18 protein-coding genes and 1 pseudogene are annotated in these 18,507 nt (G+C 65.4%); 13 read left to right on the top strand and 6 right to left on the bottom strand.

The features are described from left to right. Positions 1–9 precede the first annotated feature (9 nt). Entirely contained in the window at positions 10–588 is a 579-nt protein-coding gene (gene purN / locus IY716_RS13220; RefSeq protein ID WP_218222111.1) for a phosphoribosylglycinamide formyltransferase, read from the top strand. On the opposite strand, the gene IY716_RS13215 is transcribed toward purN, so the two are convergent. Beyond that, positions 575–1,570, bottom strand: a complete 996-nt coding sequence (locus IY716_RS13215) for a hypothetical protein (protein ID WP_218222110.1) — start codon at positions 1,568–1,570, stop codon at positions 575–577. The genes purN and IY716_RS13215 overlap by 14 nt on opposite strands. Positions 1,571–1,758: 188 nt before the next feature. Between IY716_RS13215 and IY716_RS13210 the strand changes: the two genes are divergently transcribed. From IY716_RS13210 to ccsB, 5 genes and pseudogenes are all read left to right on the top strand, one after another. Further along, positions 1,759–2,460, top strand: coding sequence for a histidine phosphatase family protein (locus tag IY716_RS13210; RefSeq protein WP_218222109.1), 702 nt, complete (start codon positions 1,759–1,761; stop codon positions 2,458–2,460). 128 nt (positions 2,461–2,588) lie between these two features. Beyond that, positions 2,589–3,200: pseudogene (locus IY716_RS13205) on the top strand (TlpA family protein disulfide reductase); the annotation flags it as partial. Between the two features lie 185 nt (positions 3,201–3,385). After that, positions 3,386–4,177 carry a cytochrome c biogenesis CcdA family protein gene (locus tag IY716_RS13200; RefSeq protein WP_218222107.1) on the top strand — a complete coding sequence of 264 codons (792 nt, stop codon included), beginning with the start codon at positions 3,386–3,388 and terminating at the stop codon, positions 4,175–4,177. Then, entirely contained in the window at positions 4,177–5,919 is a 1,743-nt protein-coding gene (locus tag IY716_RS13195; protein WP_218222106.1) for a cytochrome c biogenesis protein ResB, read from the top strand. The genes IY716_RS13200 and IY716_RS13195 overlap by 1 nt, the downstream gene beginning before the upstream one ends. Continuing rightward, the gene (gene ccsB / locus IY716_RS13190) at positions 5,919–6,962 is read left to right on the top strand and encodes a c-type cytochrome biogenesis protein CcsB (RefSeq protein ID WP_218222105.1); all 1,044 of its coding nucleotides are present in this window, start codon (positions 5,919–5,921) and stop codon (positions 6,960–6,962) included. Before IY716_RS13195 ends, ccsB begins: the two co-directional genes overlap by 1 nt. 67 nt (positions 6,963–7,029) lie before the next feature. Here ccsB and IY716_RS13185 read toward each other — a convergent pair whose 3' ends face one another. Next, positions 7,030–7,374: a DUF4229 domain-containing protein gene (locus IY716_RS13185; protein WP_218222104.1), complete on the bottom strand. Its 345-nt coding sequence runs from the start codon at positions 7,372–7,374 to the stop codon at positions 7,030–7,032. Between the two features lie 61 nt (positions 7,375–7,435). Between IY716_RS13185 and IY716_RS13180 the strand changes: the two genes are divergently transcribed. Continuing rightward, the gene (locus IY716_RS13180) at positions 7,436–8,083 is read left to right on the top strand and encodes a PLD nuclease N-terminal domain-containing protein (RefSeq protein WP_218222103.1); all 648 of its coding nucleotides are present in this window, start codon (positions 7,436–7,438) and stop codon (positions 8,081–8,083) included. Positions 8,084–8,098: 15 nt separating this feature from the next. Here IY716_RS13180 and IY716_RS13175 read toward each other — a convergent pair whose 3' ends face one another. The 3 genes from IY716_RS13175 to IY716_RS13165 are packed head-to-tail and all read right to left on the bottom strand — an operon-like array spanning position 8,099 to position 10,494. Next, positions 8,099–8,974, bottom strand: coding sequence for a 1,4-dihydroxy-2-naphthoate polyprenyltransferase (locus tag IY716_RS13175; RefSeq protein WP_218222102.1), 876 nt, complete (start codon positions 8,972–8,974; stop codon positions 8,099–8,101). Further along, positions 8,962–10,179 (bottom strand): AMP-binding protein, encoded by a 1,218-nt coding sequence (locus tag IY716_RS13170; protein WP_369699721.1) that lies wholly within the window; start codon positions 10,177–10,179, stop codon positions 8,962–8,964. The genes IY716_RS13175 and IY716_RS13170 overlap by 13 nt, the downstream gene beginning before the upstream one ends. Next, positions 10,180–10,494, bottom strand: a complete 315-nt coding sequence (locus IY716_RS13165; RefSeq protein WP_218222101.1) for a hypothetical protein — start codon at positions 10,492–10,494, stop codon at positions 10,180–10,182. It lies immediately after the preceding gene. A 265-nt stretch (positions 10,495–10,759) separates the two neighbouring features. Between IY716_RS13165 and IY716_RS13160 the strand changes: the two genes are divergently transcribed. The 5 genes from IY716_RS13160 to IY716_RS13140 all read left to right on the top strand — a co-directional run bounded on the left by IY716_RS13160 (position 10,760) and on the right by IY716_RS13140 (position 16,561). Then, positions 10,760–12,166: an aminomethyl transferase family protein gene (locus tag IY716_RS13160; RefSeq protein WP_218222100.1), complete on the top strand. Its 1,407-nt coding sequence runs from the start codon at positions 10,760–10,762 to the stop codon at positions 12,164–12,166. Between the two features lie 182 nt (positions 12,167–12,348). Further along, on the top strand, positions 12,349–13,224 hold the full coding sequence (gene purU / locus IY716_RS13155; RefSeq protein ID WP_218222099.1) for a formyltetrahydrofolate deformylase: 876 nt from the start codon (positions 12,349–12,351) through the stop codon (positions 13,222–13,224). A gap of 66 nt (positions 13,225–13,290) precedes the next feature. Then, positions 13,291–14,151, top strand: coding sequence for a methylenetetrahydrofolate reductase (locus tag IY716_RS13150; protein WP_255316770.1), 861 nt, complete (start codon positions 13,291–13,293; stop codon positions 14,149–14,151). Between the two features lie 48 nt (positions 14,152–14,199). Next, positions 14,200–14,811 carry a GTP cyclohydrolase I FolE gene (gene folE, locus IY716_RS13145; RefSeq protein WP_218222098.1) on the top strand — a complete coding sequence of 204 codons (612 nt, stop codon included), beginning with the start codon at positions 14,200–14,202 and terminating at the stop codon, positions 14,809–14,811. Between the two features lie 175 nt (positions 14,812–14,986). Next, positions 14,987–16,561: a dihydroxyacetone kinase subunit DhaK gene (locus tag IY716_RS13140; RefSeq protein WP_218222097.1), complete on the top strand. Its 1,575-nt coding sequence runs from the start codon at positions 14,987–14,989 to the stop codon at positions 16,559–16,561. Between the two features lie 108 nt (positions 16,562–16,669). Here the strand turns inward: IY716_RS13140 and IY716_RS13135 are convergent, their stop codons facing one another. Further along, positions 16,670–17,659, bottom strand: coding sequence for a 1,4-dihydroxy-2-naphthoyl-CoA synthase (locus IY716_RS13135; protein ID WP_369699720.1), 990 nt, complete (start codon positions 17,657–17,659; stop codon positions 16,670–16,672). Between the two features lie 185 nt (positions 17,660–17,844). On the opposite strand from IY716_RS13135, the gene IY716_RS13130 reads away from it, so the two are divergent. Then, positions 17,845–18,504 (top strand): TenA family protein, encoded by a 660-nt coding sequence (locus IY716_RS13130; protein WP_218222096.1) that lies wholly within the window; start codon positions 17,845–17,847, stop codon positions 18,502–18,504. The last annotated feature ends 3 nt before the right edge of the window (positions 18,505–18,507 follow it).

Raw genomic sequence — 18,507 nt, 5'->3', positions numbered from 1 at the left:
GCTGGGGGCATGCGCATAGTGGTCCTGGTCTCCGGTTCGGGGACGAATCTTCAAGCCGTCATCGACGCCGTCCAGGAGGGTCGTCTTAGCCTCGAGATCGCCGCCGTGGGCACCGACGTCCCCGGCTGTGGGGGAGTGCAGCGTGCGGAGTCGGCCGGCATCCCCACCTTCGCGGTGCCGCTGGCCCGAGGCGGAGACCGCGCAGCATGGAACCGCGAACTCTGCGCCGCCGTGCGGCAGCACCGTCCCGACCTCGTGGTCTCGTCGGGATTCATGCGCATCCTCGGGGCCGAGTTCCTTCAGCGCGTGGGCGCGCCGATCATCAACACCCACCCGGCGCTGCTGCCCAGCTTTCCCGGTGCCCATGCGGTGCGCGATGCGCTCGCGCACGGGGTCAGGATCACCGGATGCACAGTTCATGAGGTCGACGCCGGGGTGGACACGGGCCCCATCATCGCGCAGGAGGCGGTGCCGGTGTTGGCCGATGATGACCAGGACGCGCTGCATGAACGCATCAAGGCCGCGGAGCGGAGACTGCTGGTGCAGACTCTCGAGGAGATCGCCGCGGGGACCCTCAGCGTCGGGTAGATCCCCCATAGGGGTTGCGCGGATCTTCATCCGGCCTGTTGGAACCAGCGTCCGGGTTGTAGGGGTCCTGCTGGTACGGGCCCTGTTGGTGTGGGCCGGGCTGATAAGGGCCGGGCTGATACGGACCGTGGTCGTACGGGCCGGGCTGGTAGGGGCCCTGGTCGTAGGGACCCTGCTGACGTGAGACGGGCTCTCCTGGGCCGCCCGGCTGCTGCCACTGCTGCTGGGGGTTACCGGCGGCGTAGCCGCCCTGGGGCTGCGGATCGCCGTAGGGGCCGCCGCGCGGGCGCTGCTTCCAGGCCTTGCGGCTGCGGATGTAGTTATTGCTGGCGGGCAGCCACAGGGCGACGATCGCCGCGAGGCTCAGTCCCGTGACGATCAGGTTGAGGGGTCCGAAAAGGATCATGAAGACGCTGCCGGCGAGGAAGATCGTGGCCAGGATCCTGCCCACGTTGCCGGTTATGGTCCCCACGAAGGCGAAGACCGTATAGAGCACTGCCAGCAGGATGCCGCCGAGGAGCACCATCACTCCCACCACATAGAGCATCTCCTCCATGGTGACCTGCTCAGCGTCAGCGCCCTGCTGCGCCTGGGCCTCCTCGAACGCCTCGGTCCAGAAGGGATCGATGTCCGCGGGGTTGACCGAGATGAAGTTCAGGAAGCTGAGAATGCTCAGCGTCAGCGCGGCCGCCCCGGCGAGGAGCATGAGCACCAGGGCGAGGATCATCGTCATCGGTCGCTTCGGCTTCTGCCCCGGGGTGGGCTGACCATCGGTCTGCGCCATTCCCTGTCCGGGCTGCTGCGCGTAGTACCCGGCAGGCGCCGCCGCATAGGGTGCCGCGGGGTTCTGGTGCTGGCCATAGGCGGGCTGCGAAGCGTCGGGCTGCGGCTGGGGGTGGTGTCCCGGCTCTCCGGGAGCTGGATTGCGCTGGCCCCAGCGTGGCTGTTCCGGCGGTCGGTTTCCCTCGGGGGTGCTGCTCATGGAAGTTCCCTCCTCCGCGACCGAGCCAACTGATCACATGGACTGTGCTCCGCAGGTTCGGACGCTCTGATCTCCGCCCTACTGTATCGGCGTCGCGGGGCTCACCACACCGTGCACGTCTCGCCTGCGGTGACACAGCACACGGGAGAAGTGGGGGTCCGCAGGGAAACTCTGCAAGACTGAGAACTATGCAACGTCGGGACACGAAGGATCTCCGCAGGTCCGCACAGTCAGTCTCCACCGTGCACCTGGTGCGCCACGGGGAAGTCCACAACCCGCAGAGGGTCCTCTATGGACGCCTCCCCGGGTTCGGACTCTCCGATCTCGGAGCGCAGATGGCCCGAGGCATTGCCGAACACTTTCACGACCGAGCCGAGGCCGGCCGACCGGTGCACCTGCTGGCGGCCTCGCCGCTGCAGCGGGCGCAGGAGACGGCGGCCCCGATCGCCGAACGGCTGGGGCTGCCGGTCACCGTGGAGGACCGGGTGCTCGAGGCCGAGAATGCCTTCGAGGGACTCTCCGAGGTCAAGCGAGCGCTGCGGAACCCCCGCTGGTGGCCGCTGCTGGTCAACCCCCTGCGGCCCTCCTGGGGTGAGCCCTATAAGTCGCAGGTCAGCCGGGTGCTGGCGGCAGTCAAGGACCTCTCCGACCAGGCCGTGGCGGCCCATGGAGAAGGCGCTGAAGTCGTGATCGTCTCCCACCAGCTGCCCATCTGGGTGACCCGCCTCTGGGCCGAGGACCGTCCGCTGTGGCACGACCCAAGGGACCGCGAATGTTCACTGACCTCCGTGACCTCCCTGCACCTGGGGCGCGACGGAGTGGAGTCGGTGAGCTACGCCGAGCCGAATCGCGAGCTGCTCAAGGACGCTGCCAACCTTCCCGGAGCCTGATCCGCAGCTTCAGCTCCCCGGGGTGAGTCGCTGACTCGCTGACTTCTGCTTCGCAGGCAGTTCTACGGACTGTAGAATTAGTTCTCGGCTGACCCTGGCTCCCTCTTCAGATCTGGACACCGCAGCGCATGACCGTCTCCGTTGATCGATTCGCACAGACCCCGCGCCTCCGCGCGCTGGCTGCGGTGGCGCTTGCCTCCGCCCTCGCGCTGACCGGGTGCAGCTCCGGCAATGATCAGCTGGCCCAGCGCGCCCAGAACGACGGCACCAACTATGTGGCCGGCGACGGCTCGGTGCAGGAGATCGCGCCGGCGGAACGTGGCGAGCCCGTGGAGTTCGAATCCACCCTCTTCGACGGCTCTGCGGTCAGCGCGGCAAGCTGGGAGGGTGAAGTCACCGTGATCAACTTCTGGTACGCCGCCTGTGCCCCCTGTCGCGTCGAGGCCCCCGACCTGGCCGACCTCCACGAGGAGTTCAGCCCCGAGGGTGTGCAGTTCTACGGCGTCAACACCCGCGACACCGAGCCCACGGCAGAGGCCTTCGAGCGAAACTTCGGCATCGAGTACCCCTCGATGGAGGATCGCGACGGCGATGTCATGCTCGCCATGACCGACTATGTGCCGCCCTCAGCGGTGCCCACCACCCTGGTGCTGGACAAGCAGGGCCGCGTGTCCTCCCGAATCCTCGGGGTCGCGGAGCCCGGGACGCTCAGCGCGCTGATCAGCACGGCGCTCGAGGAGGACCTCAGCGCCGACGGCTCCGACGCTGAGACCAACGGCTCCGACGCTGAGACCAACGGCTCCGACGCCGAGACCAACGGCTCCGACGCCGAGACCAACGGCTCCGACACGGAGAGTTCTGACGCCGACGACGCCGCGGCTTCCGCCAGCAGCTCTTCCGCCGCTCTGGGGTCGGCAGAGTCCCGATGAACCTCGCGTCCCAGGCGGTGCCGCTGCTCAGCGCTGCCGATAACCGCTTCGCCGAGATCGTCTTCGACGGTTCTCTGCTGATCTCCGCTCCGGTGGCGCTGCTCGCCGGGCTGGTCTCCTTCCTCTCCCCCTGCGTGCTGCCCCTGGTGCCGGGCTACCTGGGGTATGTGACCGGGCTCTCCGGAGTGGAGCTGCATGAGCGACGCAAGTCTCGGATGGTGCTCGGTGCTTCTCTCTTTGTGCTCGGCTTCTCGGTGGTCTTCGTCCTAATCGGGGTCGTCTTCTCCCAGGCCATGGTCTGGCTGCGGGTGGAGGGGGGCTGGCTGACCCAGGTGCTGGGCGCCGTCGTCGTGGTCATGGGGCTGGTGTTCATGGGAGCCTTCAGCTTCTTCCAGCGCGAGCGCAAGCTCGAGCGTCGCCCGCCGGACGGGCTGCTCGGCGCTCCGCTGCTGGGCGCGACCTTCGGCATCGGCTGGGCGCCGTGCATCGGGCCGACTCTTGCCGCCGTGCTGGCGCTCGCGACGCCGATGGGGGGAGACCCCGCCCGCGGCGTCTTCCTGATGTCCATCTACTGCCTGGGACTCGGCATCCCTTTCATCCTGATCAGCATGGGCCTCAGGCGCGGGATGACCGCGCTGCGCTTCTTCACCCGGCATAAGGTCGCGGTGATGCGCTTCGGCGGCGCCGTGCTCATCCTGGTCGGGCTGTTGATGCTCTCCGGCATCTGGAACACCTGGGTCTATGCTCTGCAGGACTGGTTCGCCAATGACGTGAGGCTGCCCATCTGATGGCCGAAAAACGCGAAAACACCTATCTGCCCGCCGGGCATCGCGACGCCCCCGAGGCGGCGGGCTCCACGGATGCCCCCGCCGGGTCTTCGCGCGCCGAAGTCACCCCGCCGGCGCTGGGCGTCAGGGGCATGCTCCGCTGGGCCTGGACCCAGCTGACCTCCATGCGCACGGCCCTGATGCTGCTGCTGATGCTGGCAGTGGCCGCCGTTCCCGGTTCGATCTTCCCGCAGCGGGTCCAGGACCCCTTCTCGGTGGACGCCTGGATCGAGGACAACCCCGGGGTCGGGGAGGTCCTGGACTTCCTGCAGTTCTTCGACGTCTATTCCTCGGTCTGGTTCTCCGCGATCTACCTGCTGCTGTTCATCTCGCTGATCGGCTGCATCCTGCCGCGGGCGAAGAAGCACTGGCAGCTGATGACCTCTCCGCCGCCGCGCACCCCGCGCAGGCTGGAGCGGCTCCCCGAGTTCGGCGCGCTGGAGCTGCAGTCCACGGCCGCCGGTGACCCGGAGGACGGGCCGAAGGCCCAGCAGGCTCTGCAGGATGCGGCCGGGATCCTCAAGGCTCGGCGCTACCGGGTGGAGGTCCGCGACGCTGCGGCGACCGATGGTGCCGAGGCGTCCGGCTCGGGGGACTCAGCCGGTTCGGCGGGCTCCGTGGGCGCCGAACGGGGCTACCTCAAGGAATCCGGAAACCTGGTCTTCCATGTGGCGCTGGTCGGCGTGCTGATCTGTGTGGCCCTGGGCTCCATGTTCAGCTACCGAGGACAGAAGATCCTGGTGGAGGACGAAGGCTTCGTGAACGCGTTGGTCGCCTACGACAGCTTCCACCCGGGCGCCTATTTCAGCGAGGACCAGCTCCAGCCGTTCTCGGTCCAGCTCGATGATTTCGAGCGGGTCTTCGACCGGGAGTCCGCGACCAACTTCGGCCAGCCCCTCGATTTCACGGCGGATGTCACCACGCAGCTCGGCCCGGAGGGGGAGCCGCAGTCGCAGGAGCTCAAAGTGAACCAGCCACTGACCCTCGACGATGCAAGGGTGTTCCTGGTGGGTAACGGGTACGCCCCGGAGATCACCGTGCGAGACGGTGCGGGCGACGTCGCCTTCTCCGGGCCCGTGGTCACCCGCCCGGATGACCCGGTCTACACCTCCATGGCAGTGATCAAGGCCCCGGATGCGCAGCCCGAGCAGCTCGGCTTCGTCGGACTGCTGCTCCCCACGGCTCAGGACACCGGTGAGGGACTCTCGGTCTCGGTCGATCCCGAGCTGGGGAATCCCCAGCTGCAGCTGAACTCCTACTACGGGGATCTCGGCCTGGATGAGGGCAACCCGCAGAATGTCTACGTCTTGGACACCGAGGGCCTCGAAGTGCTCAACTCCCGCGACGAGGAGGCCGGCGGCATCGTGCTCTCGGAGGGGGAGACCTATGAGCTTCCCGAGGGGATGGGATCCATCAGCTTCGACGGAGTCCGGGACTATATCGCCATTGACGTCCACTACAACCCGGCGCAGCAGGGCGTCCTGTTCTTTGCGCTGACTGCTCTCACCGGCCTCATCCTGTCGTTGTTCCTGCGCCGTCGCCGCGCCTGGGTGACCGTGGAGACCACCCCGGCAGGCCGCACACTGGTGCGCTATGGCCTGCTTGCTCGCGGCGAGGACTTCCGGCTGCGGGATGAGAACATTGCCCTACGTGCCCAGTTCGAGAAGAAGTGGCCAGTGCGGGCCCCAGAGGAGGATTCCTGATGCAGTCCATCAATATGGAGCTGGTGCAGTACAGCGAGCTTTTCCTGCTGATCGCCGCCTTCGTCTACACCGCTGCGTTCATGCTGTTCGCCGTGGACATGATCCGCAGCTCTGCGACGATCCGCAGGGTGGAGGCTGAGCTGGCCGCAGAGAACATGACCGAGCGCCAGCTGGTCAGCTCCGGCGCCGGCGAGGCGCCGCGGGACCAGGCCCCGCACCAGCAGGTGCCTTCCGAGGAGCTGGTGGACGAGGAGATGGCCTACCTGGGCACGCGCCGTCCCTTCGCCAACGTCGCGGTGGCACTGTCTGTGCTGGCAGTCGCCGCGCATGCCTTCGCCGTCGCCTCCCGCGGGATCGCCGCGAACCGGGTGCCGTGGGCGAACATGTTCGAGTTCCTCACCACCGGCGCCCTGGTGGTGGCGGCGGTCTACCTGCTGGTGCTCACCCGCAAGGATGTCCGCTTCCTGGGCACCTTCGTGCTCGGCCTGGTGGTCACCATGATGGTCTCGGCGACCATCGGATTCCCCACTCCGGTGGCACACGTGCAGCCCGCGCTGCAGAGCCCCTGGATCGCCATCCACGTCTCGCTGGCGGTGATGGCCATCTCGCTCTTCACACTGACCTTCGCCATGAACGTCCTGCAGCTGATCCAGCACCGGCGAGAACTGGCCCAGGCGGCCGGATCCACCAGGAGCGGCTGGCAGTTTCTGCGCCTGGTCCCCTCGGCGATCTCGCTCGAGAACTGGGCCTACCGGATGAATGCCGTGGGCTTCGTCTTCTGGACCCTTGGCCCGCTGATCACCGGCGCAGTCTGGGCCGAAGAGGCCTGGGGCCGCTACTGGGGATGGGACGTCAAAGAGGTCTGGACCTTCGTCATCTGGGTCGTCTACGCCGGGTACCTCCACGCACGCGCCACCCGAGGGTGGACCGGCAACCGGGCCGCCTGGCTCTCGATCATCGGGTTCGGCTGCATCATCTTCAACTACGCCGTGGTCAACGTGTACTTCCCAGGTCTGCACTCCTACGCCGGACTGCCCGACTGACTGCAGAGTCGAGCGGCTCAAAAGGGCCGCAAGTCGAAGGCTCAGTGGCCCTGCGGGCCGGAGGGGCTCAGCGGGCCTGCGGGTCGGAGGACGCTCCAGGGCCGGAGGTTCCTGACTGTCGGCGAATCTGTTCCTGCGTCAGGTTGAAGTCTTCGGCCAGGGCGTCCTCTGCAGTGTTGTCGTCCTGTTCCGCAGCGCCCAGCTTCCGTCCTCCGCCGAAGCGCTGCGCGAGCTGATCACCGGCGGCGAGGCGCAGCCGGTTGAAGAAGAGGTACCCCACGGCCCAGGAGACGACGAGGCCCACGATCAGGGCGAAGAACACCGTGTAAGTCCCCAGGTCGAGCAGCAGACATGCGGCGAAGACGATGAAGAAGGCGCCGAGGCGCAGCAGAGAGTATTTCAGCACGGACATGGCCCCAGTCTAGGTCTGCTCGCTGGTGAATCCGAGCTGGCCGATCAACTACCCTGGAGGGATGTTGAGGATCATTATCGGGCTGGCAATTGTGGGCCTCGGGCTGTTGATCTACAGCCTGATCGAATGCCTGCAGACGCCGCGGCATCGCATCCGCGTTCTGCCCAGGATCGCGTGGATCGCGGTGATCGTCCTGCTGCCGATCGTCGGAGCCGGTCTCTGGCTCGGGTTCGGTCGCGTCCGCGACCCGAAGAAGGGAAGCCAGGCCCCGCAGCGGCCCAGCTCACCGGATGACGATCCCGATTTTCTGCGTCAGGTAGAGATCCAGCGTCGGCATCGGCAGCGCGAAGAGGAGAAGCGCCAGCGCGAGGCCGATCTCCGCCGCAAGGAACGCCGCCAGCAGGAGCAGAAGGCGCAGGAGTCTTCAGAGCAGGCTTCTTCCTCGGAGGAGCCTGAGACACTTTCGGCCGAGGCTCAGGCCCGGGCGGAGCAGGAGAAGCAGCTGGGCGAGGCGGCCGACGAGGCGGTCTCTGGAGGGTCATCCGACCCTGACTCTGGAACCGGCTCCCCACATCGCAGTGCTGATGAACGCACTGCCGAGGATCATGCCCAGGACCGCAACAACAACGACCGTAAGAACAAGGACCGGAAGAACTCCGAGGACGACGGCGAGACCGGCACCTCCCGGCCGGACTCCCGCTCCAGCTGAGCGCGGGAGTGCGCGTCAGCTCAGCACGAGCGCGGCAGAGTAGGTGATCGCGAAGGCCAATCCGATCATGCTGGTCAGCTGCAGCACCCGGATGAGCGCGGCGCCCTTCTTCTCTGCCGAGCCCATGATGCGCGCCGGGCCCAGCGCGAGCGGCCAGGCGAGCAGGACCAGCAGGAACCACCAGCTCTGGGGCAGCAGGATCAGTGGAAGCACCAGCGCGACGCCGATCATCAGGATGTAGCTCATCCGCGCGCGGGATTCCCCCAGTCGGACAGCAAGGGTCCTCTTGCCCACCTCGGCGTCGGTGGGGATGTCACGCACATTGTTCGCCATGAGCAGCGCCGAGGCGATCAGCCCCGAGCCCACGGCACCGAGGACCGCCGCCAGGCTGAGCTGCGCCGCCATCGCCCAGGTGGTCCCCAGAGTGGCGACGAGACCGAAGAAGACGAAGACCATGATCTCGCCCAGCCCGCGGTAGCCGTAGGGCCTGGAGCCTCCGGTGTACCACCACGCTGCCAGCACACATGCAGCGCCCACCGCGAGCATCCACCACATGCCGGTCAGGATCACGATGATCAGCCCAGCCAGGGAGGCCAGCCCGAAGTTCAAGAAGGCGGCGTCCTTGACCTGTTGGGGCTTCGCCGCCCCTGATCCGGTCAGCCGCATCGGACCCACTCGGACGTCATCGGTGCCGCGGATCCCGTCGGAGTAGTCGTTGGCGTAATTGACCCCGATCTGCAGGGCCAGCGCCACCACCAGGGCCAGTGCTCCGATGAGCACATCGAAGTGTCCCAGGGCATGCGCCGCGGCGGCTCCGATGATCACCGGCGCCACCGCCAGCGGCAGCGTGCGTGGCCGGGAGCCAGCGATCCATTCCTTCACAGTTGCCACGGGGTGACCTCTCGTTCTTGTTGTCTCGGGTCCTCGGCGAGCAGCTGCAGCAGCGTCTGGCGGTCGGGCTTGCCATTGGTCAGCAGCGGCAGTTCGCTCACCAGGATCAGGCGTTTGGGCGCCGCTGGCGCGCCCAGTGCGGAGCTGACCAGCTTCTGCAGCTCTGCTTCCAGCTGAGGCTGCAGGTCCTGGCTGTTGGGGACGACGACGGCGCTGACTGCCTGCCCCCAGTCGGCGTCGGTCACCGGGCCGACGAACGCGTCGCTGATGTCTGGGTGGCTCAGCAGGGCTTCACGGATGAGCGCGGCGGAGACCTTGACCCCGCCGGTGATGATCACGTCATCGGCGCGTCCGGAGATGCTCAGCCGCTGGCCGCGGGAATCCGTGTCCACCTCGCCCAGATCATCGGTCAGGAAGCTGCGCAGCCCGGAGTCTGGGTCTTGACTGAAGTGGGCCGCGCTGAGGTCCTCGTCCGCGAGGTACCCCGAGGCGACCATGGGCCCGCTGACCCTCACCCGACCGGAGTCCTCCGTGCTCAGAAGGACACCTGGCAGCGGGCGTCCGTCGTAGACACACCCACCGCTGGTCTCACTCATCCCGTAGGTGCGCACCACGGTCAGCCCATGATGTGCTGCCTCCTCGAGAAGGGCGGGGGAGCTGGGTCCCCCGCCGAGCAGGATGGCATCGAACCGTCGGAGCACATCGGAGAGCTCCGCGTCGGCAGGGAGGTGGTCCAGCAGTCGCTGCAGCTGGGTGGGCACCAGGGAGACGTAGCGGCGTTCGCCGTCGAGGCGCGCGGCCGCACGGGTGAACGAGTCGGGGTCGGTGGTGTGCTGCAGCAGCGGCACCGGTGTCGTGCCGGCCAGCAGGCTGCGGCTGAGCACCGCAAGTCCAGCCACATAGCTCGGCTGCAGGGTGAGCAGCCACTGGCCGTGCCCGCCGAGCGCCTCGGCTGTGGCATGCGCCGAGGACCGCAGGGCATCGGCGCTGAGCAGGGTCTGCTTCGGCGTGCCGGTGGACCCCGAGGTGCGCACGATCGCGGCACCCTGGGAGGGGGAGACATCCACGCGGAAGGTCCATCGCGGGTCGGCGTCGGGATTGCCGGGAAGGAACTCGACGGGGGAGTGCAGGTCGTCCAAGGACTTCTGGAGCGCGCCGAGGGCCTCCGGCACCCATGGCTCGGGACGCTGGGGTGTGTCTGTCACTCAGCTTCCGCCGTCGTCTTTCGTGTCCTTCTGATCCTTCTTCTGCTTCTCGAGCTCCTCGAGACGGGCCTCCAGCATGTCCAGGCGCCAGCGGTCCTCAGCGGACATGTTCTCCTCGGACTTGGTGGGGATCTTCGGACCTTCGAGCTCCGGGTCGCTGCGCTTCTCGAGCTTCTTCAACCGTTTGCGCAGGGCCTCGATCTCTTCCTCTGAATCCGACCCCCAGGGCAGCGGCCGGCCGGTGGCCATGCTCACGATCTGGGTGATGCCGAAGACGATGATGGCAATAATGGCGACCCACGCGACCCAAGGCATGGCAACAGATTAGCAACTGAGCTCCTCAGCGGAGCGGAGGACGTGCTCAGTGGACGCGACAAGCGCACCGTCGGCTTCGACAGCGACCTCCCAGCATCGGAAGATCTTGCCTGGACATAACTACATACATAGATATATTCTCAAGACGTTGATGTGACGGGGAACACACGGGATTAGTCGTTCACCGACGGTGCCGCCAGAGGTCCCTTCGTCTGGAAGTTTCCAAACACGCCCGTGAGCCGGTCTCACGGGGAAGGAGATACACATGACTCACCGGTCATTGCAAGATGTCCTGGACGGTTCGAACAGCACCGTGGACCTGCTCCGCAACTCTCAGTTGGGTGCCTACGTGTACCCGGTCGTGCCCACGGAATTCTCCAACTGGCGGACCGAACAGCAGGCATGGCGCAATTCCGCCGTGCTGTTCGACCAGTCCCACCACATGGACAACCTGATCATCGAAGGTCCTGACGCGCTGAAGCTGATCTCGGACACTGCGGTCAACTCCGTCGCGAATTTCGCGGTGAACAAGGCCAAGCAGTACGTTCCCACCTCCCATTCTGGTCACGTGATCGGTGACGGCATCGTCTTTCGCGAGGCGGAGGAGACGTTCATCTACGTAGGCCGCTCGCCTGCTGCGAACTGGCTGATCTTCCACGCCGAGACGGGTGGCTACAACGTCAATGTCGAGATTGATCGTCGTTCCCCTTCCCACCCCCTGGGACGTCCGGTTCAGCGCAAGTACTGGCGTTTCCAGATCCAGGGCCCCAACGCCTGGCAGGTGATCGAAAAGCTCCACGGCGGTTCACTGGAGCAGCTGAAGTTCTTCAACATGTCGCATATGCAGGTCGATGGCACCCAGGTGCGGACCTTGCGTCACGGTATGGCCGGCGCGCCAGGTCTGGAGCTCTGGGGTCCCTACGAGGACTACTTCCGGATCCGTGACGCGATCCTGGAGCAGGGAGCCGAATTCGGCATGGTGCCGGTGGGCTCCCGCACGTATTCCTCCAACACGATCGAATCAGGGTGGATCCCTTCTCCGCTTCCGGCGGTCTATACGGGCGAGGAGATGCGGGGCTATAGAGAGTGGTTGGGCGCTGACAGCTACGAGGCCATCAACGCCATCGCTGGCAGTTTCGTTGGCGACTCCATCGACGACTACTACCTCACCCCGTGGGAGCTCGGCTACGGCAACTTCGTGAAGTTCGACCACGACTTCATCGGCCGTGAGGCGTTGGAGAAGATCGATCCGAGCACCCAGCGTCGGAAGGTCACCCTGTCCTGGAACAGTGAGGACATGAAGAAGATCTGGGGTTCACTCGTCGATGTCGATGGACCACAGTACAAGTACTTCGACCTGCCGATGGCCCAGTACGGCTCCTCCAACTACGACTCAGTCCTCGATGCCGAAGGCACGAACGTCGGTTTCTCGATGTTCACCGGCTACACCTCCAATGATCGACGGGCAATCTCTCTGGCCACCGTCTCTCCGGACGTCCCCGAGGGTGCCGAGGTCAAAGTGTTGTGGGGTGAGCCCAACGGAGGAACCTCCAAGCCCACGGTGGAACCTCACGAACAGATCGAGGTGCGAGCAGTCGTCAGCCCGGTGCCTTTCTCCGTCGTGGCCCGCAAGGAGTACCACGGCGGTTGGCGGACCGGGACTGCGGCTTAAAGCACTGACAAAGTTCTGCCTCAACGCTTCTCCGGGGTCGCTCCGTGACGATGCGGACACAGCCAGGGCGAATCAAGGCCTGAGCTGAATCACGTGATCGTGCCGGTCGCTGCTGGCATCAGTGGCGGCCGGCGCCCCGACGGGCCCCACGAAGGAAGAGACCGGGAATGAAGGGAACACCCATGGGTGCAGAGAAGAGCGAGTCGTTCGCAGATGTCGGCAGGCTTGTTGTATACGGCACCGACGAGCCTGGAATAGTTGCTGCCATCACCGACATACTCTCCGCAGCCGGTGCCAACATCATCTCCTTGGACCAGCACACGACGGACCCCGACGGAGGACGCTTCTTCCAGCGAACCGTGTTCTCGATGCCTCATCTCTCGGCGGAGCTGCCTGCGCTGGATGCCAAAATCGGTGAGGCGCTCAAAGGCTTCCGTCTTGATCATTCGCTGGTGGATGCCTCCAAGAAGAAGCGCATCGCGGTGATGGCTTCGACTTCAGATCACTGCGTGCTCGATCTGCTCTGGCGCTATCGGCGGGGTGAGCTGCCCGTCGACATCGCTATGGTCATCTCCAATCACACTGGCCTGGACGAAGATGTTCGTTCCCTCGGCATCCCGTTCTTCCACACGCCCACTGCTGGGAAGCCGCGGGAGGAGGTGGAGGCCAGACAGCTTGAGCTGCTGCAGGGAAACGTAGACCTCGTCGTGCTTGCCCGCTATATGCAGATCCTGACAGAAGACTTCATCGAGGGCCTCGGGGTGCCGGTCATCAATATCCATCACTCCTTCCTTCCTGCCTTCATCGGGGCCGCGCCATACCGCAAGGCCAAAGAACGTGGTGTGAAGCTGGTGGGGGCGACGGCTCACTATGTGACCAAGGATCTGGATGAAGGACCGATCATCGCCCAGGACGTCATCGCGGTGTCGCACCGAGACACTGCTGCAGACCTCCAGCGACGAGGCGCGGACGTCGAACGGCGGGTCCTCTCCTCGGCGGTCCAGGCGCATTGTGAAGACCGGGTTCTGCGGGACGGCTCGGCCACGATCGTCTTCTGAGTCGAGCGCGGCATCACGGATCGGTGAACACCGAGACGAGGACTATCGAAGACAAAGGTGAGCAAGATGGCGATGAACAATGACGCAGCAGCTTCCGTGATGGCGGACCCCTCACTGGAGATGACGGGAAAAGATGTGGATGCGCTTCTCGCGGCGGCGCCCAAGATCACACCCGGGACCCGCGTCAACGTGACGTTCCTGGGAAACGAGAACCTCGATATGCGAGTCGCAGCCGCCAAGGCCGTTCATGACGCGGGGCTGATCCCCGTGTCCCACGTAGCGGCTCGGAGGATGTCGTCTGAGGAGGAATTCGTCGAGTTCCTGGTTGCCCTGCGCGGGCAGGTGGGAACGACTCACCTCTTCACCGTCGGAGGAGACCCGTCCGAACCCATGGGGCCATACGCCTCGGCCCTTGATCTCATTCGTTCAGGCCTTCCGGCGGAGCATGGATTCACCGACATCTCCATCGCAGGCTATCCGGAGGGACATCCGGACATTGCCGATACTGAGCTCTGGGATGTGTTGGAGGCGAAGGTCGCGGCGCTTCAGCAGCAGGGTCTCTCCGGCACCATCCTCACCCAGTTCGGGTTCGACGTAGACCCGATCCATGACTGGATCCGCGAGGTCCGTGCTCGGGGCATCAACCTTCCCATCCGAATCGGCGTGCCGGGTCCTGCCGGGATCAAGCGGCTGATGACCTACGCGAAACGCTTCGGGGTCTCAACGTCTGCGGGCATCGCCCGCAAGTATGGGTTCTCCATGACGAACCTGCTGGGGACTGCGGGTCCGGAGCGGCTGATCCGTGACCTGCAGAAGGGACTCAACCCCGAATCAGGTGATGTGAAGCTCCACTTCTACACCTTCGGCGGGATGGAGACCACGGCCGACTGGATCGCCGAGTACGACGCGAGGCAGCTCGGAAGCTGAGTCATCCCCACGGGGCGTTGAACTGCAGGATTCGCAGTGAGGAGCGAGATGACGGATCTGTGGGTCGAAGAGAGGGTGGCGCCAGCCGTGCGAGGTGAGGTGGATCTTGAACGGATCGAGGACGCCATTCGCGAGGTGCTGCTGGCCGTGGGAGAGGACCCCCTGAGGGAGGGCCTACGCGACACCCCTGCCCGTGTTGCCCGCGCGTATCAGGAGGCGTTCGTCGGGATGCAGCAGGATCCGGGGGACCTCTTCGGGTCGACGTTTGAGGCCGGCCACGAGGAGATGGTCCTGGTCCGTGACATCTCCTTCTACTCCATGTGTGAACACCACCTGGTTCCCTTCTTCGGAGTGGCTCACATCGGCTACCTCCCGGCGCTGGGCGGCAACGTCGCCGGACTCGGGGCCCTGGCACGACTGGTCGACGTGTTCAGCAAAAGACCTCAGGTCCAAGAGCAGCTGACCACACAGGTGGTCGATTCACTGATGGAGCAGCTGAAGCCGAGGGGCGCCATCGCGGTGCTGGAGGCCGAACATCTCTGCATGTCCATGCGGGGAGTCGCCAAACCCGGGGCGAAGACCATCACCTCGGCAGTGCGGGGTCAGATGAGAGAAGCAGCCACCCGTGCAGAGGCGATGAGCCTGATCTTCTGGCGTTGACCGGCCAGTTCGAGGCTTCCAGGAGGTTCAGAGATTGTGATGTGTTACGCTTCACAATCCGTCGCCCGTACATCATATTCAAGCGCCTCATGCGCATGCTGAATGACAATAATGGGGGAGCGCGATGCCGTTCTATAACTCTCGTGAAACTTTGGTGCCCGAGATGCTCTCGGCCATGACGCAGACTCTCGAGTTAGAAGAACTTGAGACTTCTGAAGGGACAACAGTCCTCGTAGGAGCCGCGTCACAGCGCGACCCATCTCGAGTCGCCGTCATCTCGGGTGGTGGGTCAGGTCACGAGCCTGCCCATGCCGGGTTCATCGGCGAGGGAATGCTAGACGCGGCCATACCTGGCGAGATCTTCTCCTCTCCTTCGGTCACCGCTGTGCTTGAGGGCATTCGACATGTTTCCGGTCCGGCTGGGTGCCTTCTGGTGATCAAGAATTACACCGGTGATCGACTGAACTTCGGGCTCGCCGCTGAGCGCGCGCGTCAAGAGGGCTACGAGGTCGAAACCGTCCTCGTTGCAGACGATGTGGCACTCCCTGGCTTCGAGCAGCCACGCGGGCTCGCCGGAACGATATTGGTGCACAAAGTGGCGGGAGCCGCGGCGTGGACGGGCAAGAGCCTCACTGAAGTAGCAGACGCCGCGCGCCAGGCGGCGGGGTCGATTCGCACCATCGGGGTGGCGCTTGGCCCGGCTCAGTTGCCAGGTGATGCACCTGATCTCGAGCGTGGAGCCGAACTGGGCTTGGGGATCCACAACGAGCCTGGGGCGAAAACCATCTCCATCGACAGTGCTGCCGACGCGGTCGCACGGGTGATCGAGTCTCTGGAGATCGCCGCGGAGCCCCAGAAGATGGTGATCATGCTCAACGACCTCGGCGGATGTTCAGCCCAGGAGAGCCTTGTTCTCACGCACGAACTGATTCGCCAGATTGGTCCGTCCCGAATCGCACGCTTCATTGGCCCGGTGAGAGCGATGACATCCCTTGGAATGCAGGGATTCTCTGTCACGGCTATGCCTGCAGAGGATGCTCTGGTCACGGCGCTGGAGAGACCGACTACTGCCCCTGCCTGGATGGCCCCGAAGAGAGTCAAAGAATCGCCTCGGCGGACAAAGAGCAGAAACAAGAAACAACCAGATACACCTATGGAAGTTTCCGCCGGAAACCAGATTGAGGAGAGGGTCAGGCAGGGGTGCTTGACCCTTATCGAGCTGAAGGCTGTGCTCGACGACCTTGACAGGTCCACCGGCGACGGCGATGCAGGAACAACGTTCCGCGCTGGGGCCGAAGCCATACTCGCGGACCTCGACGCGGGCACCCTGGGATTCGCCGACCCCGCCGCGGGTATGAACCGCGTAGCAACAATCCTTGAAACGCGAATGGGCGGCTCATCGGGAGTTCTTCTTGCGATACTCACGACTGCCATGTCCGAGGTGTTGGCTCGAGACGCCAACTGGGCAGACGCCTTAGGTGCTGGGCTCAACGCGATGATGCACCATGGCGGCGCTGAAGAAGGACACTCCACGATGGTCGACGCGATCGCCCCAGCGTTCAGGGTCCTGGACGCGGGTGGCAGCCTGGTGGAAGCTGCCCGAGAGGCGGAATCAGGTGCACGCGGAACGGCTGAATTCGCAGCCCGGTCCGGTCGAGCCGCCTATGTTCCTGACGCTGCCTCTTCTGGTGTTGAAGACCCGGGGGCCAAAGCCGTCGCCGCGCTTCTCACCGCTATCAGCAGAAACTGAACCGCCTCTTCACACCGTGAAGCGATTCGCGACCCAGCTCGGTCATGCCCCGGGTCAGTGAGGCCCCGGGGTGCTTCGAGCGGACATCGATGACGGTCATGCCCCGGGTCAGTAGTAGTACGGGAACTCGGACCAGTTCGGCGCACGCTTGCCCAGGAAGGCGTCACGGCCCTCGACAGCTTCATCGGTCATGTACCCCATCCGGGTGGCCTCACCGGCGAAGACCTGCTGACCTGCCAGGCCGTCGTCGGCCGCGTTGAAGGCGAACTTCAACATCCGGATGGCCTGCGGAGACTGGCCCGCGATGTCGGCGGCGTACTCCAGGGCGACCTCTTCGAGACGCTCGTGGTCCACCGCCTCATTGACCGCCCCTGCGGCCACCATGTCTTCGGCAGAGTGCTCGCGGGCGAGGAAGAAGATCTCGCGGGCCTTCTTCTGTCCCACCTGACGGGCCAGCAGGGCGGAGCCATAGCCCGCGTCGAAGGAGCCCACGGTCGCATCGGTCTGCTTGAACTTCCCGTGCTGGCGCGAGGCGATGCTCAGATCCGCCACCACATGTAGGGAATGTCCGCCGCCGGCGGCCCAGCCGTTGACCACGGCGATCACCACCTTGGGCATCGTGCGGATGAGTCGCTGGACCTCGAGGATGTGCAGCCGACCGGCGCGGGCCGGATCGATGGTCTCCGCAGTGTCACCCTCGGCGTAGCGGTACCCGTCCCGGCCGCGGATGCGCTGGTCACCGCCGGAGCAGAAGCTGTGTCCGCCGTCCTTGGGGGAGGGGCCGTTGCCGGTGAGCAGCACGGCACCCACATCGGGGGTCATCCGCGCATGGTCCAGGGCCCGGTAGAGCTCGTCCACGGTGCCGGGCCGGAAGGCGTTGCGCACCTCGGGGCGGTCGAAGGCGATCCGGACCGCGGGGAGGTCGGCGGTGATCGTTCCCGACTCGTCCCGCTGCACACGACGGTGGTACGTGACATCGGTGAAGTCGAACCCCTCCACCACGCGCCACTGCCAGGGGTCGAAGATGTCCGAGACCTGCGGCGGCAGGACCGCGGAGGAGGAGTCGTGCGGGCTGCTGGGAGTATCTGATCCGATCACAGCAGCGAGTCTACCGAGGAGCGATGGTGCGCCGTCGTCGTCGGCAGTGTTCCGCTTGAGCCCCACCCCCGCGAAATTATCGTAGAGCTGTAGCGAATCGTAGAGCTATAGCTCCACGATTATTCGAGAGCTCTACGATAATTTGGGTAGAGGCGAGGGGGAACATGAATCTGGAGAGGGAGATGATGAGCGCAGCACCATTCACTGAGGAGGCCTGGGAGCGGACCGCCGCGATCCGCAGCGAGATCGACGCGCTGCCGTTCCTGCGCCAGCTCCAGGATGGTTCGCTTCCGCGCACCATCTTCGAGAACTACATGGGTCAGGATGCGCTGTACCTCACCGACTACGCCCGGGCGCTGGCTGCCTGCGCGGCCCAGTCCACCGATCCCGAGCACATCATCTTCTGGTCCCGCGCGGCCGCCGGCGCGATCGAGGAGGAGCGCGCCCTGCACGCCACCCACGTCGTGGACTTCTCCGCCGTGCAGCCCTCGCCCACCACGGTGGCCTATACCTCCTTCGAGCTCGCCCTGGTCTCCGCCGGATCGCTGCCGGTGCTGGCGGCCAGCGTGCTGCCCTGCTTCTGGATCTACGACGACGTCGGCACTCGGCTCAAGGAGCGCGTCGGGTCCCTGGAGGGCCACCCCTACGCCGACTGGATCACCGCCTACGGCGACCCGGAGTTCCACGAGCTCACCGAGGCGGCACGACGGATCGTCGACGAACTGGCCGCCGCCTCCAGCGAGGAGACGCGCGCCGCCATGCACCGGGCCTACCACCGCGCCAGCCAGTACGAATGGATGTTCTGGGACTCCGCGCACCGGCTCGAGACCTGGCCGGTGGCCTGAGAA

Source organism: Nesterenkonia sp. Act20 (assembly GCF_019173455.1).
In the GTDB taxonomy this organism is placed as follows: Bacteria; Actinomycetota; Actinomycetes; order Actinomycetales; family Micrococcaceae; genus Nesterenkonia.
Note: the sequence above shows the minus strand (reverse complement) of the source record. Positions and strands in the feature narration are given on the sequence as shown.